The organism is Variovorax sp. E3 (genome assembly GCF_016082275.1).
GTDB lineage: Bacteria > Pseudomonadota > Gammaproteobacteria > Burkholderiales > Burkholderiaceae_C > Variovorax.
In genome coordinates this window covers 42,587-57,615 of record NZ_MOWM01000013.1, presented here as the reverse complement: position 1 = coordinate 57,615, position 15,029 = coordinate 42,587, and the positions used below count along the sequence as shown (strand labels likewise).

The window sequence follows — 15,029 nt, the reverse complement described above, 5'->3', positions numbered from 1 at the left end:
AGCGCCGGTCTTTCTCGCCGCCTTGCTGCGCCGTGCCCCGGTAGTACGCGGCCTGCGTGGCGTGGTCGGCGTAGAACTGGGTCACGGCCCAGATGTGGAACAGCACCAGCATCGGGTCGGCCTTGTCCATCAGGCCCTGGTTCATCCAGTTCTGGATCACGGCGGCGGCCTGGTCGGTGCGCTGCTTGCTCGTGTCCATCATGTCGTTGATGACGGGCGCGCCGCGCATCATCTCGGCCGTGAAGATGCGCGAGCGCAGCGGATGGTCGAACGAGAACATCATCTTGCGATGGATCAGGTCGCCCAGCACCTTGCGCGGGCCGAAGGCCTCGTCGCTGAAGCCGAACACCACGATCCAGTCGGTGAGGATGTCCTGCAGCACCTGCCGGTACAGCGCTTCCTTGCTGTCGATGTAGTAGTGCAGCTGCGCCTTCGACAGCCCCGCCTTGTCGGCGATGGCCTGGGTCGACGCGCCGGCCAGCCCATCGCTGGCGAACACCTCGATGGCGGCCTGGTTGATCAGGCCGAGCACCTGCGTGTACTTGCGCGAACGCCCGCGCGTGGCGGGCGCCTCGGCCTCTGCCGCACTCGCGCCCACGTCGCTGCCCGTGCCGGCGGTGGAAGGCCGCGTGCTCACAGCTGAAGCACCAGCTCCGTGCCCTTGGCGCGGGAGCAGCACAGCGCCACCTTGTGGCGGCGCTCGCTGCCGGTCAGGCAGAAGTCGCGGTGCTCGGCGCCTTCGCCGTCGCCCTCGACCACGCAGGTGCCGCACAGGCCCTGCTGGCACGACACGGGAATGTCGATGCCCACTTCGTGCAGCGCGTCGACAGCCGTCTGGTCGGCCGCCACCGGCACGCTGATGCCGCGCCGCGCGAGCTTGAGCATGAAGGGCAGGCCGGTGGTGGTGTTGGCGTCGGTGGGCGCGGCGAAGTACTCGGCATGCAGCGCGTCTTCGGGCCAGTGGGCGGAGGCGTCGCGCACCGCCTGCATGAAGCCGCCGGGCCCGCAGACGTACAGGTGCGTGCCGGGCGCGCGCTCGGCCAGCAGCGCGCGCAGGTCGATGCGCTGCGACGCGTCGCCCTGGTCGAGGTGCAGCCGCAGGTGCGGTGCCAGCGCGGGCGCGCGCAGCGCGTCGCAAAGGCCAGGTGCTCTTCGCTGCGCGCGAACACGCACAGCGTGAAGCCGGCGCCGCGCGCCGCCAGTGCCTGCGCCATGGCCAGCAGCGGCGTCATGCCGATGCCGCCGGCCAGCAGCAGGTGGTGGGTCGCTTCGTCGCGCAGCGGAAAGGTGTTGCGCGGCGCGCTGATGGGCAGCAGGTCGCCCTCGCGCACGCGCTCGTGCATCGAGGCCGAGCCGCCGCGGCTGCCGAGCTCGCGCTTCACGCCGATCACGTAGCCGCCCGCGCCCGCGCCCGTGCCCGAAGGCGCGCGCGCCAGCGAGTACTGCCGTGAGAAACCGCCGGGCATGTGCACGTCGATGTGCGCGCCGGCCTCGTAGGGCGGCAACGGCCGGCCCCACGGGTGGGCCAGCTCGAAGGCCAGGATTTCCGGCGTCTGTCGCGAAATGCGTTCGACGCGGACGGTGAGCGTGCGTTCGAGGCTCATGTGCGTGCTCCCTTTGTCTTTCTTTCCTGGATGCTCAGATGGTCTTCAGCGCGCGCGACACGCGCTCGATGAAATGGGTGCGGTCGCTCTCGGTCACGGCGTTCATGTCGTGCAGTTGCAGCCACGTCACCTTGCAGCGCCAGGCGAACAGCGCGCGCAGCGCACGCGTGAACAGCCTGCGGCCCGGGTCGCCGATCACCATCACGAACCAGCGCGGCGAGCCGCCCGTGGTCACCACCGTGAGCCGCTGGATGTGCCGCAGGCCCGACTTCGCGAGCTGCCCCTTGCGCTCCGCCGGCAGGAAGGCCACGCCCGGGAGCCACACCCGTTCGAGCCAGCCCTTGAGCATGGACGGCGGTCCGTGGAACCACGTGGGGTAGACGAACACCAGGTGCTCGGCCCACAGCAACGCGTCGACGTGGGGTTTCACGCGCTCGCGGATCAGTTCGGGGTTGTCGAGGTAGGCAATGCGCTCTTCACGGGTCAGCGTCGGATCGAAGCCTTCGGCGTACAGGTCGATGGACTTGACGGCGTGCCGGGGTTCGAGCGCCTCGAGGGCGGTGCGGTAGAGCGCGTGGTTGAAGCTGTCAGGATTCGGATGGCAGTGGACGACGAGCGTTTTCATGTGGAGGGCCGGTTCGCCTGTCGGCGAGACGGGGTCAGAGCCCAAGGAGTGAAAGGCCGCGCAGTGCCTTATGGCAACCCAGGCGCCGGCATCTGACCCCGGCGCAAGCCCCGCGCGACCCACGGGAAAAACAGCAGCTGTTGCAGCAACCCGCGCGGGTTACTTGCCGGTGAGCTTCTTGCGGACGTCGACGCCGACGCCCTTGTTGACGAACTGCGTGGTCACGACCTTCGACAGGTCGACCTCGCCTTGCTTGTACAGGCCGGCCTTGACCATCTTGTCGTAGAAGTCCTTCACGCGGGCTTCGTCCATGGCGCCGATGCCCTTGGTGAGCGACTCGCCGCTGTCGACGATGCCCATCTTCTTCATCAGCTCGATGGAGCCCAGCAGCGAGGCCACGGGCGAGTCGGGGTTGGTCTTGGCGATGAGCTCGTTGGCGGCCTTGTTGTCGCCGTAGAGGTAGTTGTTCCAGCCGATGATCGAGGCCTCGACGAACTTGCGCACCGTCTCGGGCTTGGTCTTGATCAGGTCGGCGCGCGTCTCCACGGTGGTCGAGTAGGTCGAGAAGCCGTTGTCGGCCAGCAGTTGCACCACCGGGTCGAAGCCGGCCTGCGCCTTGATCGACAGCGGCTCCGAGATGGCGTAGCCCTGCTGGATCGACTTCTTGTCGGCCAGGAACGGGCCCACGTTGAAGGTGTAGGGCTTGAGCTGCGAGTCCTTGAAGCCGTGCTCCGACTTCATCCACTGCCAGAAGCTGAACTGGCCGTCCTTGCCGATGAAGGCCACGGGCGCTTGGTCATGTCCTTGAAGGTGTCGAAGCCCTGGCCCGGGTGCGCGAACATGGCCTGCGGGTCTTCTGGAAGAAGGCCGCGACCACCACGGTGGGCACGCCGTTCTTCACGTTGTCGAAGGACTGCAGCAGGTTGCCGGTCATCAGGAAGTCGACCTTGCCTGCCGGCAGCATCGGCCGGTTGTTGACCATCGGGCCGCCTTGCTGGATCTCGACATCGAGGCCGTATTTCTTGTAGGTGCCGTCCACCAGTGCCTGGTAGAAGCCGCCGTGGCCGGCCTGCGCTTTCCAGTTGGTGGCGAACACCACTTTTTCCTGCGCCTGCGCGGCGAAGGCGGCGCCGGCGAGCGCCAGGCCAAGGGCAACGGCGCCGAGCGGGCGGATGTGGAAAGCGGGGATGCGCATGGGGACGGACTCCTGTGGAGGTTTTGGAAAGTACGGGACGCGAAGACTAATCTGTTCAGCGCTCGACGGCCATATCCGCCGACCAGCCGCGCGTCTTGCCGGGGTTCATCAGCCCCATCGGGTCGCTGCGCTTCTTGAAGTCGATCTGCTGCGTGTCGATGGTTTTCATGCCGCCGTCCTCGATGGTCACCACGTGGGGGTTGAAGATCTTGCAGCCGCCCTGCGACTCGATCTCGCGGATCAGCTCGTACTGGTGGGCCTCGCCCTTCCAGCGCACCAGCAGGATGCCGAAGGTGCCGCACTCGCCGCCGGCGCGCGCGAAGTCCTGGTGCTGCAGCACGTCGTCGCCGAAGATCTGCAGGTGGCGCTCCACCACCGACGGATCGAAGGGCTGGGCGTACGCCACCTGCAGGTAGGTCCAGCCGCGGTCGGCCTTCAGCGCCTGCAGCGTCGTGTGGTTGAAGGCGCACTCGTAGGCCGGCGGCAGGCCGTCGGCCAGCAGTTCGGCCTCGGTGCCCGCGACCGAAATGTGGCCGCCGCTTGCGTCGGCCAAGGCGCGGAAGTCGGCCATCGAATCGGGCGAGACCATGGCGAACACCGCATGCCGGTCGGCCGGGAAGCGGTCGCGCATGGCCGTGTAGTAGGGCGAGAAGCGCGCCTCCACCGTCGACAGCAGGAAGATGTCGAGCGTGGGCGCCTGCGCGGCAATGCCGAAGTCGAGCGCGCCGCGGTAGGTGTCGAACAGCACCGTGCAGTGCACCCATTCGACGGCCGGGCTCAGCGCCACTTCGACGTCGAGGATCACGCCGTTGGTGCCGTAGGCGTGGTGCACCTGCTGGATCTCGTCGCCGTGCAGCTCGATGACGCGCGGCTCGCGCTCCACCGTCATCACGCGCGCGCGCAGCAGGTTGCCGGGGTCGCGCAGGATGCCGTGGCGGAACGAGCCGATGCCGCCAAAGCCGCCCGCGATGAAGCCGCCGATGCTGGCCACGTGCCAGGTCGAGGGCCACATGCGCAGGGCCTGCCCGGTCTCGCGCGCGGTGAGGTCGATGTCGTGCATGCGCGCGCCGGCCTCCACGCGCATGCGGCCTTCCTGGACGTCGAGCACGCGGCACATCTGCGTCACGTCGAGCACGATGCCGCCTTCGAGCGGCACGCACTGGCCGTAGTTGCCGGTGCCGCCCGCGCGCACGGTGAGCGGCAGCTTCCACCTGGCGGCCACGGCGGCGGCCTGGCGCACGTCTTCCTCGGTGCTGACCTTGACCACGAGGTCGGCCACGCAGCCCGCGAGCTGCGCGGTGAGGATGGGGCTGTACCAGTAGAAGTCTTTGGACAGCTGCTTGCGCTGCGCCGGCGCGGTGATCAGGTTGAGGCCGTGCAGCTCGGCGCGCACGGCGTCCCAGTCGACGGCGGGGGGCGGCAGGGTCCTAGCGTTCACGGCGCATCTCGCTTTCGTGCCAGTGGCCGAGCACCAGGCGCGACAGGGCGGCGAACACGATGAAGATCACGATGCCCAGCAGCGACACCAGCAGCAGCGCCGCGAACATCATCGGGATCTCGGTACGGAAGCTCGATTCGAGGATGCGCGAGGCCAGCCCCGTTTCCTTGCCCGCCGTGCCGGCCGTGAACTCGGCCACCACCGCGCCGATCAGGCTCAGGCCGCCCGCGATCTTCAGGCCCGCCATGAAGTACGGCAGCGCGCTGGGCGCAAGCAGGTAGCGGAAGGTCTGCCACGGCGAGGCCTTGTAGAGCTGGAACAGGTCGCGCAGGTTGCTGTCGGCGCTCTTCAGGCCGATGACGGTGTTCGACAGGATCGGAAAGAAGGCCACGATCCAGGCGCACAGCAAGAGCGCCGCCGTGGTGCTCGACACGTAGATCAGGATGAGCGGCGCGATCGCGATGATCGGCGTCACCTGCAGGATCACGGCAATGGGGAACAGGCCGATCTCCACCCACTTGAACAGCGCGAACGCGATGGCCAGCAGCACGCCGCCGACGATGGCCGCCGTGAGCGCGAGCAAGGTGAGCTTCACCGTGAACCACAGCGCGCTCGACAGCGAATCCCAGTTGTCGAACAGCGTGCGCAGGATGAGCGAGGGCGCGGGCAGGATGTAGTGCGGGATGTTGTTGGCCCGCACGGTCCACTCCCACAGCAGCAGCAGCGCGAGCACGATGCCCGCGGGCACGACGATGCGCAGCAGCGATTCGCGGCGGCGCAGCTTGTCTTCGTGGGCGCGCAGCGTGGCCTCGGAGGGCGCGTCGTCCAGCGCCGGGTCGGCCTTGGCAATCAGCGTGGTCATCCTGTTTTTCTACCGTTCGTTGGGTCGTGGGGGCGGCGGTTCAATGGTCGACGTCCAGGCCGTGCAGCGCGCCGTGCAGCGACCGGGACACCGCCGTGCAATGCGCGTTGTAGCGGCTGGAGGTGCGGAACTCCTCGCCGCGCGGATAGGGCTCGTCGATGCGGATCTCGTCGATCACCCGGCCCGGGCGCGCCGCCATCACCACGATGCGGTTCGACAGGTACACCGACTCGTACACGCTGTGCGTCACGAACACGATCGAGAAACGGTGCTCGCGCCAGATGGCCAGCAGGTCGTTGTTGAGCTTGATGCGCGTCATTTCGTCGAGCGCGGCAAAGGGCTCGTCCATCAGCAGCAGGCGCGGGTGCGTGACCAGCGCGCGCGCGATCGACACGCGCATCTTCATGCCGCCCGACAGCTCGCGCGGGTACACGTCGGCAAAGCGCGAGAGGCCCACCAGTTCGAGCACCTGCTGCACCACCGGCGCGGCCTCGTCGCGGCTCATGCCCGCCAGCTTGAGCGGCAGCCACACGTTGTCGAACACCTTGGCCCAGGGCATCAGCGTGGGCTCCTGGAACACGAAGCCCAGGTCGCGGTCGCTGCGGGTCTTGCCGGTGTTGGCGCCCGACCAGTGCATCTCGCCCGAGCTGAGCCGCGTGAGCCCGGCGATCAGCCGCAGCGCGGTGCTCTTGCCGCAGCCCGAGGGGCCGAGAAAACTGATGAAGTCGTGCTCGCCGACGTCGAGCGACATGCCTTGCAGCGCGAGCGTGCCGTTGGCGAAACGCTTGCTGACGTTGCGCAGCGTGACCAGGGGTGGGGTCGTGGTGCTTTCCATGGGAGCGAGCCTAGCGCCAGGCGGGCACGTTGGCGAGGCGCGACAGCGGGAAGCGGTCGACCTCGTGCAGCAACTCGACGAAGCGGCGGCCCACATGGTCGAGCACGGCCGCACCCTTCTCGGCGGTGGCGCGCGTGGCGTCGCCGGCGGCGCCCGCGGGGTTGATGTCGTGCATCTGCCAGCCGAGCTTGCCGCTGGGGGTGATCGAGAGGAACTTGTTCTCGGCGGCCAGCTGCTCGGTCATGGAGCTGAAGTTCTGGAACTGGTCGCGGCACACGTAGTCGGGCGTGAGGTGCAGCATGACCGAGCTTTCGAGGTCGCCGGCATGGATGCCGTGCTTGCCCTCGTGCGCGGTGAACAGGCCCTCGGGCAGGCCCAGCGTGTACCAGTTGGCTGCCACGACCATCATGTCGTGCTCTTCGCGCAGGTCGCGCGCCACGATGTCCATCACGCTCATCTGGCCGCCGTGGCTGTTGTAGAGCACCAGCTTGCGCACGCCGGCCTTGGCGACGCAGGCGCCGATGTCCTTCCACAGCGAGATCAGCGTGTTGGCCGACACGGTGAGCGTGCCGGGGTAGCGCGAGTGCTCGTTGCTCTTGCCGTAGGGCACGGTGGGCAGGAACAGCACCGGCAGGTCGTCGGGCAGGTACGGCAGGGTGGCGCGCACCATGCCGTCGATGGTGGCGGTGTCGGTCGACATCGGCAGGTGGGGGCCGTGCTGTTCGGTGGCGCCCACCGGCAGTACGGCGATCAGCCGTTCGCGGTCGAGGCGGGAGAACTCTTCGCTGGTCAGGTCGGACCAGAAACGGCTGCGCAGGGGGAGCGAATTCATCGTGGCAAACCTCTTGACGGCGGGTTGGATAGTCTAAATTATCCATGTGGTCAAAAAAGATTGCCTAGCAATAACCCGTGGTTGCTTGTAATAACGTGAAACGCAGGCCCAAATCAGATTGACTGGATCAATTACCGGCACTTGGGGCTACCAGCGCACGCGCATGCCCAGTTGTCCCTGCACGCCGGTCTGCTGGGTGTTGCCGATGGCACCGGTGTAGGCCAGCCCGCCGTACACCGCCAGCACCCGGCTCAGTTGCCCGACGACACCGATGCCGACTTCGAGCGCGCTCGCGTTGCGGCGGTTGACGACCTGGTCGGTGGGGCCGAAGAAGATCGCGTTGCTGCCGCTGAAGGTGTGCCACAAGTTGGCCTTGAGGTAGGGCTTCCACGTGCCGCCGCCGGCGCTGAAGTTGCCCTCCAGCCGCGCGCCCAACCGGCCCGTCACCGCGTTGTCGCGCCGAAAGCTCACGGCGGAGATGCCGTCGTCGAAGCTGTCGATCGTGCTGCGCTGCCAGATCAGTTGCGCCTGCGGCTGCAGCGTCACGGTGTCGCTCAGGGCCAGCGGATAGCCGGTCTCGAACGAGGCCGTCACCGCGTTGCCGCGCGGCGCGGCGCCGCGCCCGAGCGTGGAGCGCGCATCGGTCTTGAAGCGCGTGGCCATGAGCACGGTGTCGGTGTACCAGCCGGTGCGCGCGACCCGGGTCCAGTACGCGCCCAGGCTGTAGCCCTCGACGCTCAGGCGGCCGGTGGCCGCGTTGGCCAGGCCGCCGGCCGAGCCGCTGGTGTCGCCGCTGGCGCGGGTGTATCCGCCCAGCACGCCGACCCGGTGGCGTGCGCCCGCGTCGTCGGTGGCTATCAGGAAATCGTGGCCGATCTGCAGGCCGGAGATGCGTCCGTCGAACTGCGGGTTCGCGTCGCCGCGCAGGCGCTGCCGCGTGCTTTCGCCGAACACGCGGCCCCAGGATGCCTGCGCGCCTTCGTCGCTCGCGAGCAATTGCTGGTCGCCCTGCCGGTCGTGGAAGCTGCCCAGCTGCGCCAGGCCGAGGCTGCGCACCACCAGCGGCATGCTGCTGTAGAGCGCGACCTCGGGGCGGTACAGGTGGACCGTGTCCAGCGACGCGTCGCCGCCCGGCATGTGTTCGATGAGTTCGATGGCTTCCTCGAGCGTGCCCACCACCGTCCCGCCGACCGCGTAGCCGCTGTTGCGCAGGTACCAGTTGTCGGGGTTGTTGCCTGCGGCGCCGCCGCGGAACAGGTGGTAGTCGTAGGCGCCGGCCTCGACCGGCTGGGTCAGCGAGAAGGCATTGGCGGCGGTGGTGCCGCCGTTTTGCGCCTGCACCACCAGGATGCCGTCGGCCAGCGTCGGCGCGCCCAGGCCGCCGCGGTTGACGACGCGGATGCCGGTGCCGCCCGAGGCCTGGCCGCCGTCGATCACCAGCTTGTCCGACGGCGCGTTGTCGCCGGCCAGCACCGTGTTGACCTGCATCAGCGCGCCGGCGCCGACGTAGTTGCCGCGCACGGTGAAGGCGCCGAAGTTGACGCCGTCGTTCGGGCCGGGCAGCAGCGTGCCCTGGTTCGTCACGTTGCCCGCGAAGGTGCCGGTGCCGGCCACGGTGGCGCCGGGGAGCACGGTGATGACGGGGCTGGTCAGCGTCGCGGGAAGGTTGAAGCGCCCGCTTTCCACGCGCACCGAGTCCGAGAAGCTCGCATCGGTCAGCCACGACCACTGGGTGCCGCGCATCGTGAGGTTCTGGAAATTGCGGAAAGCGTTGTCCACCGTGCCGGTGCCTTCGAGAAAGGCATTGCTGCTCGCATTGCCGCCGTCGGCCGCGCCCCGGATGACCGAGCCGGTCTGCAGGATCAGCGTGCCGGTGCCGCCCCCGCCCATCAGGATCGCGCCGTCGTTGCCGGTGCCTCCGTGGCCTTCGATGGTGCCGGCATTGACCAGCACGTCGTTGCCGTTCTGTCCGCGGTAGCCGTAGTCGTTGGCGCTGGAGAGCAGGCCGCCGGCCCGGTTCTCGACCCGCGAGAAGAAGCTCGCGCTGAGCGTGTTCACATGCACCGCGCTCGCGAAGCCGCTGGTGGCCGAGGTGTTGGCGCCCGTGGTGCGGATCGCGCCGGTGTTGATCAGCAGGTTGGCCACGAGGTTGCCGCCCTGCAGGTAGACGCCCTTGGCCGCAGTGCCGCTCACGTCGATGGTGCCGCTGTTCACGACGGTGTTGCCCGGGCCCAGCGTGGAAATGCCGTGCGAGCTGCCGCCCGTGGTGGTGATGCTGCCGGTGTTCGTGAGAAGGCTGCGGGTGCTGCTGTTCGACGTCACCAGCATGCCCGCCGTGCCGCTGCTCGTGGTGCGGATGGCGCCGTTGTTGGTCAGCGTGTTGTCGTTGTCGGTGGCGACCATGGCCGCGCGCGCGCCGCCCGAGCCGCCCGAGACGGTGATCGTTCCGTTGTTGACGATGCTGCTGGCGTCGTGCACCAGCAGGGCCTGCGTGGCATTGGTGCTCAGCGTGGCGCCCGCGTTCACCATGATGCCGACGCCGGTGCTGCCCGGCACGGCGATCACGCTGGGCGAGCCGGTGGTGGTGCCGTCGCAGACCACGCTGTCGCCGGTGCCGGGCGTGGCGGTCGGGCCGCAGGCCGCGTGCGCCGCGCCGGCGAGCAGTGCCGCGGCAGCGGCGAGACAGGAAACAGGGGAGGCCGGGAGACGGTGCAGAAACCGATGCGGGCGTTCGATGCGCATGCTTGCTCCTCGTTGTCGTCGCCCCCGCCGAACCGGAAACGGCCCGGCCATTTGGCACGATTAACAACTTGGAAACAATCGAGCTGTTGCTGTCGCGAGACGCCGAAGCCGCCGTCAGCGCCGCACCACGTAGCGCGTCACCACCGGCGCGCTCTCGCCGATGTGGAACGCCAGCCGCCGCTCGCGCAGCGCCATGTCGCTCGCGGTGGCGCGGTTGAAGCGGCGCAGGTGGTCGGTCCACGACTCGTCGACGATCTGCTCGACGTAGCGCTCGGGCTGCCCGATGTCGTGCAGCAGTTCCCAGCCGATGGCGCCCTGGCTCAGGCGCGCGCGGCGGGTCTGCTGCATCACGAGGTGGAAGGCGGCGGCGCGGGCCGGGTCGATGAAGAACTCGACCGTGATGACCACGCGGCCGTTTTCCTCCGGCGCCTCGGCCGGCGGGCCGGTGGCCCAGCCGGCCTGGGCGGGGCGGGTATCGTCCTCGCCGCTCACGTCGGTCACCCAGCGCAGGGCGCCGAGCATCAGCAGCGTGCCGCTCACGGCCGCGATGGCCAGGCTGATCTGCAGCGTGCTCACCGTGGCCACCTGGCCCCAGATGGCCGCACCGATGGCGCTCGCGCCCATGATCGCCATCTGGTACATCGACATGCCGCGCGCGCGCACCCAGTCGGGCAGCGCGAGCTGGGCCGACACCGAGAGCGAGTTGGCCACCGTGATCCACGCCATGCCGCCGAAGAACATGGCCGGCACCGCGACCCACGCGTTGGGCGCGAAGGCCATGACGGCAGTGGCGCCCGACTGCAGCAGCGTGCCGCGCAGCACCAGCTGGTCGCGCCCCAGCGCCTGGCGCAGCCGCGGCAGGAACAGCACCGCGATGATCGCGCCCGAGCCCATGGCGGCCAGCAGCAGCGTGAAGGTGCCGGCGCCGCCGCCCTGCAGGTTGCGCGCCAGCAGCGGCAGCAGCGCGAGCAGCGCCGTGGAGTGGAAGAAGAAGATCGAGATGCGCGACAGCACCGCGCGCATGCGCTGCGACTGCCGCACGAACTGCACGCCCACGCGCATCGCGCTGATGAGCTTCTCGCGGCCCAGCGGGTTGGGCGTGTGCTCGCGCCGCCAGCGCAGCACCACGAAGCCCGAGGCCACCGACAGCACCGCGTTCAGCGCGAACACCCACACGGTGCCCGCGCTCGCGATCAGCATGCCGGCCGTGAGCGGGCCGACGATGCGCGATGCGTTCATGGCGATGCCGTTCAGCCCCAGCGCGGCCGGCAGCTGCGGGCGCGGCACCAGCTCGGGCACGATGGCCGCGAACACCGGCCAGCGCAGCGCCAGGCCGATGCCGTTGGCGAAGGTGAGCGCCAGCAGCAGCGGCGCGGTCATGAGGTCGAGCGCCAGCGCGGCGCACAGCACGACGGCGGTGCCGGCCAGCCAGAACTGCGTGGCCACCAGCCAGCGCCGGCGGTCCAGGATGTCGGCCAGCGCGCCGCTGGGCAGGCCCAGCAGGAAAACCGGCAGCGTGGAGGCCGACTGCACCAGCGCCACCCAGATGGGCGAGGTGGTGAGCGAGGTCATCATCCACGCGGCGGCCACATCGTTCATCCACATGCAGATGTTGGCGATGAGCCAAGTGCTCCACAGCATGCGGAACACGGGGAGCTTCAGGGGCTCGAGGGCCGCGAGCTTGGTGGGCTGCGGCCGGGCGGGCGGGATCGGTGTCTCTTCGGGGGATATGGGTGGCATGTGCCGCTATTGTGGCGCGGCCCTCCCGTTTTCCCGCCTTCGGCTAGCCCCGGTCGCTGCGCGCCAGGCGGATTTCCAGGCGCCGCAGCAAGGTGGTGAGCACCAGCGTCATGACCCAGTAGATCACCGAGATCGCCAGGTACGGCTCCCAGTAGCGCGCATAGGCGCCGGCCACGGTGCGCGCCGCGTAGGCCAGCTCGGCCAGGCCGATGGCGGAGACCAGCGAGGTGTCCTTCAGCAGCGCGATGGCGTTGTTGCCCAGCGGCGGCAGCATGCGGCGAAAGGCCTGCGGCAGCACCACGTAGCGCATCACCTGCGCGGGCGTGAAGCCGATCGAGCGGCCCGCATCGAACTGCCCGCGCGAGATCGACTGGATGCCGGCGCGGAACACCTCGGAGATGTAGGCCGCCGAATTGAGCGTGAGCGCGACCACGCCCGAGATGAGCGCGCCGTGCTCCTGCTTGAGCGTGCGCGCCAGTTCGCCGTCGATCAGCAGGCCGCTGGTCGGGTGGATGAACACCGGCATCACCGCGAAGTGGATCAAGAGGATCTGTACGAACAGCGGCGTGCCGCGAAAGAAACTCACGTACACCGTGGCGGGCCAGCGCAAGAAGAAGCGCGCGATCCAGGTCCACGGCGCGTGGCGCGGCTGCGCCAGGCGCGCGAGCGCCAGGCACAGGCCCCAGCTCGAACCCAGCAGCACGCAGACCACGGTCATGCGCAGCGTCATCCAGGCGCCTTGCCAGAACAGGTCTTTGTATTCAACGAGGATGTCCCATCGGAACCATCCGAACAGCAGCACTGGTTGTTCCATGCTTACGTCCTCCAACTCTTCTCTGTATCAACGGAAAACGAAACGGCCGCGTGGGGGCGCGGCCGTGTTCTGTGAAATGCCGTGCGGCTCAGCGCACGTTGGGGTCCTTGTTGAACCACTTCTTGTAGATCGTCACGTAGCTGCCGTCGGCGCGGATGGCCGCCAGGCCGGCCGTGAGCTTGTCCAGCAGGGCCTTGTCGCCCTTCTTCACGACGATGCCGAAGCCCTCTTCGGGGAAGGACTTGTCGTCGAGGGTCTTCAGCTCGGGGTTCTGCGCCACGCGGTAGGCGATGACGCCGTTGTCGCCCATGGCGGCATCGACGCCGCCGCCGGCCAGCTCGGAAATGATGAGCGGCGTGCTCTCGAAGCGGCGGATGTCGGGGCTGGTCTTGCCGAACTCGCGCGAGGCGATGTCGTCGGCGGTGGAGGCGCTGACCACGGCGATCTTCTTGCCGGCCAGGTCTTTCAGCGAGGCGACCTTGCTGTTCTTCGGCAGCGCGATCAGCTGGCGCGCGGCGAAGTAGGGCGGCGTGAAGTCGTAGCTCTGCTTGCGCTTGTCGTTGATGGTGACACCCGAGATCACGAGGTCGACGTCGCCGTTGTTCAGCGCGCCGAAGATGCCGGTGAAGGGCGTGTTGACGATCTTGATCTTCAGGCCCTGCTGCTTGGCGATGGCGTTGATGATGTCGATGTCGAAGCGACGATCTGCTTGTCCTTGTTCTCGAAGGCGAAGGGCGCGTAGGTGGCGCTGGAGGCCACGGTGAGTTCGCGGTTCTGGGCCTGGGCACCGAAGGCAAGCGTGGCGGCAGCGAGGCTGAGGGCCAGGGCGCGGCGGAGGGAGTTCATTCGGAGTCCTTGTTTTTTTCGCCGTCCGGCGAGAGGTGGTGGGCGGGGATTTTAGGCTGTCGCTATCGGCGGCCCCATTGGGGCTTGTGGGGCTTGCAGCTATCGTGCCCATCGGGGCCCGTCCGGTGCCTCGCGGCTCAGCGCCCGAACAGGATGTACAGCGCGATCGCCGCCACCACGAGGAGGCCGATCAGCTTGCCGGGGCGCCATGGCCGGGCCTGCCCTCCGATGGTCGTCGTGGTCGTGGAGGTCCAGGTCATGGTCACGGTCTTCGTGGCGCCCTCCGCCTGCAGTACCGTACCGCCGCTCTGGCGGCCCTCGGCTTCGACGCGCGCGAGGGCGTCGGCCGCGATGTCCTTGCGCTCCTGCGACACCGCGAACGCCGGCTCCGCGCGCGTGGCGGCCTCCAGCGCCTGCAGCTGCGGCTTGTTCAGCACGCCGGTGCGCACGGTCCAGGCCAGCGTGGTGGCCGGCGAATCGGGCGCGGCCCATTCGGGGTCCTGCGCGGGCAGCAGCGCGCCGGCCTGTGCGAGCTGCGCCGGCTCGAGCAGCTGCAGCGCCCCCAGCCTGACCAGCGCGGCCTCGGTCACGCCGTCTTCCAGGCGGGCGGCCATGAGGCTGATCTCGAACAGCACCCAGGCCGGCGCCTGTCCGCTGACCATGGCCACGGCGTCCGCCACGATGCGGTGCGCCGCGTCCTGCCGCTCGGGGGCGGCGCGATCGCTGAGGCCGGGCAGCAGCTCGGGCGCGACGATGCCGCGCGCGGCCACCCAGCCCAGCGCCTCGGCCGGGGTGCGCAGCAGGCGCTGCGCCAGGTCGGCGTGCGCCAGCGCCTGCGCGTGCTCGGCGTCGGTCAGCAGGCGGTTCGCATGCAGATGGGACAGGGCCCGCAGGCTGGTTTCCTGGTCGGTCATGGGGGTGGATGTCATGGCGTCGGCGGTCATGCGGCCAGGTGTCCCAGCGGCAGCGCGCTGCTGGCCTTGACCTCGCCCAGCGAGAAGCTGGTGTGCAGGTCTTTCACGTTCGGCAGGTTCATGAGGTGCTGCCGCGCGAAGGTCGAGAAGCCGTTCAGGTCTTGCGCCACCACCTGCAGCTCGAAGGTGCCGGTGCCGCTGATGTAGTGGCAGGCCACCACCTCGGGCATCTTGCGGATCGCGTCCTCGAGCTTGCGGGTGGCCTCGTTGGTGACGCGCTCGGTGTCCACGCGCACGAAAGCGAGCACGCCGAGCCCTATCTTGTAGCGGTCGATCTCGGCGTGGTAGCCCTTGATGAAGCCCGATTCCTCCAGCGCGCGCACGCGGCGCCAGCAGGGCGCGGCCGACAGGCCCACGCGCTGCGCAAGCTCGGCGTTGGTGAGGCGCCCGTCGGCCTGCAGTTCTTGCAGGATTGCGAGGTCGAACTTGTCAATGCTTTCCATGGGCGGCAATCTTAAGCAAGATTCTTTCTGGAAGCGCGTTTTTCGGGGCAAAGAACGCAAACACCTATCGCGGACCCCG

General features: G+C 68.8%; 12 protein-coding genes and 3 pseudogenes. All 15 read right to left on the bottom strand.

What is annotated here, in order from left to right; translation table 11 throughout:
- Positions 1 to 16: 16 nt before the first annotated feature.
- A pseudogene (locus tag BMG07_RS07615) lies at positions 17 to 499 on the bottom strand (TetR family transcriptional regulator C-terminal domain-containing protein); the annotation flags it as partial.
- A 134-nt stretch (positions 500 to 633) separates the two neighbouring features.
- Positions 634 to 1,604, bottom strand: a pseudogene (locus BMG07_RS07610) (2Fe-2S iron-sulfur cluster-binding protein).
- A gap of 34 nt (positions 1,605 to 1,638) precedes the next feature.
- On the bottom strand, positions 1,639 to 2,229 hold the full coding sequence (locus BMG07_RS07605; RefSeq protein ID WP_198084039.1) for an NAD(P)H-dependent oxidoreductase: 591 nt from the start codon (positions 2,227 to 2,229) through the stop codon (positions 1,639 to 1,641).
- Between the two features lie 159 nt (positions 2,230 to 2,388).
- Complete coding sequence (locus tag BMG07_RS44745; RefSeq protein WP_269758747.1) at positions 2,389 to 3,015, bottom strand: hypothetical protein; 627 nt, start codon at positions 3,013 to 3,015, stop codon at positions 2,389 to 2,391.
- A gap of 10 nt (positions 3,016 to 3,025) precedes the next feature.
- Positions 3,026 to 3,424 (bottom strand): ABC transporter substrate-binding protein, encoded by a 399-nt coding sequence (locus BMG07_RS44740; protein WP_269758746.1) that lies wholly within the window; start codon positions 3,422 to 3,424, stop codon positions 3,026 to 3,028.
- 55 nt (positions 3,425 to 3,479) lie between these two features.
- Complete coding sequence (locus BMG07_RS07595; protein ID WP_198084038.1) at positions 3,480 to 4,862, bottom strand: FAD-binding oxidoreductase; 1,383 nt, start codon at positions 4,860 to 4,862, stop codon at positions 3,480 to 3,482.
- The gene (locus BMG07_RS07590; RefSeq protein ID WP_198084037.1) at positions 4,852 to 5,724 is read right to left on the bottom strand and encodes an ABC transporter permease; all 873 of its coding nucleotides are present in this window, start codon (positions 5,722 to 5,724) and stop codon (positions 4,852 to 4,854) included. Before BMG07_RS07590 ends, BMG07_RS07595 begins: the two co-directional genes overlap by 11 nt.
- A gap of 40 nt (positions 5,725 to 5,764) precedes the next feature.
- Complete coding sequence (locus BMG07_RS07585) at positions 5,765 to 6,559, bottom strand: ABC transporter ATP-binding protein (RefSeq protein ID WP_198084036.1); 795 nt, start codon at positions 6,557 to 6,559, stop codon at positions 5,765 to 5,767.
- Between the two features lie 10 nt (positions 6,560 to 6,569).
- Positions 6,570 to 7,391 carry a creatininase family protein gene (locus BMG07_RS07580; RefSeq protein ID WP_198084035.1) on the bottom strand — a complete coding sequence of 274 codons (822 nt, stop codon included), beginning with the start codon at positions 7,389 to 7,391 and terminating at the stop codon, positions 6,570 to 6,572.
- Positions 7,392 to 7,538: 147 nt separating this feature from the next.
- Positions 7,539 to 10,133, bottom strand: a complete 2,595-nt coding sequence (locus BMG07_RS07575) for an autotransporter outer membrane beta-barrel domain-containing protein (RefSeq protein ID WP_198084034.1) — start codon at positions 10,131 to 10,133, stop codon at positions 7,539 to 7,541.
- Between the two features lie 114 nt (positions 10,134 to 10,247).
- Complete coding sequence (locus tag BMG07_RS07570) at positions 10,248 to 11,873, bottom strand: MFS transporter (protein ID WP_198084033.1); 1,626 nt, start codon at positions 11,871 to 11,873, stop codon at positions 10,248 to 10,250.
- Positions 11,874 to 11,916: 43 nt separating this feature from the next.
- The gene (locus tag BMG07_RS07565; RefSeq protein WP_198084032.1) at positions 11,917 to 12,687 is read right to left on the bottom strand and encodes an amino acid ABC transporter permease; all 771 of its coding nucleotides are present in this window, start codon (positions 12,685 to 12,687) and stop codon (positions 11,917 to 11,919) included.
- Between the two features lie 88 nt (positions 12,688 to 12,775).
- Positions 12,776 to 13,533 (bottom strand): annotated as a pseudogene (locus BMG07_RS07560) (basic amino acid ABC transporter substrate-binding protein).
- 137 nt (positions 13,534 to 13,670) lie between these two features.
- A complete protein-coding gene (locus BMG07_RS07555) occupies positions 13,671 to 14,462 on the bottom strand; it encodes a hypothetical protein (RefSeq protein ID WP_198084031.1) in 792 nt (263 codons plus the stop codon).
- Positions 14,463 to 14,473: 11 nt separating this feature from the next.
- Entirely contained in the window at positions 14,474 to 14,950 is a 477-nt protein-coding gene (locus BMG07_RS07550) for an Lrp/AsnC family transcriptional regulator (protein WP_198084030.1), read from the bottom strand.
- Positions 14,951 to 15,029 lie beyond the last annotated feature (79 nt).

Coding starts and splice junctions, on each gene's coding strand:
- BMG07_RS07605 (WP_198084039.1), bottom strand. CDS start 2,229: ATGAAAACGCTCGTCGTCCACTGCCATCCGAATCCTGACAGCTTCAAC.
- BMG07_RS07575 (WP_198084034.1), bottom strand. CDS start 10,133: ATGCGCATCGAACGCCCGCATCGGTTTCTGCACCGTCTCCCGGCCTCC.
- BMG07_RS07565 (WP_198084032.1), bottom strand. CDS start 12,687: ATGGAACAACCAGTGCTGCTGTTCGGATGGTTCCGATGGGACATCCTC.
- BMG07_RS07590 (WP_198084037.1), bottom strand. CDS start 5,724: ATGACCACGCTGATTGCCAAGGCCGACCCGGCGCTGGACGACGCGCCC.
- BMG07_RS07570 (WP_198084033.1), bottom strand. CDS start 11,873: ATGCCACCCATATCCCCCGAAGAGACACCGATCCCGCCCGCCCGGCCG.
- BMG07_RS44740 (WP_269758746.1), bottom strand. CDS start 3,424: ATGCGCATCCCCGCTTTCCACATCCGCCCGCTCGGCGCCGTTGCCCTT.
- BMG07_RS07550 (WP_198084030.1), bottom strand. CDS start 14,950: ATGGAAAGCATTGACAAGTTCGACCTCGCAATCCTGCAAGAACTGCAG.
- BMG07_RS07580 (WP_198084035.1), bottom strand. CDS start 7,391: ATGAATTCGCTCCCCCTGCGCAGCCGTTTCTGGTCCGACCTGACCAGC.
- BMG07_RS07585 (WP_198084036.1), bottom strand. CDS start 6,559: ATGGAAAGCACCACGACCCCACCCCTGGTCACGCTGCGCAACGTCAGC.
- BMG07_RS07555 (WP_198084031.1), bottom strand. CDS start 14,462: ATGACATCCACCCCCATGACCGACCAGGAAACCAGCCTGCGGGCCCTG.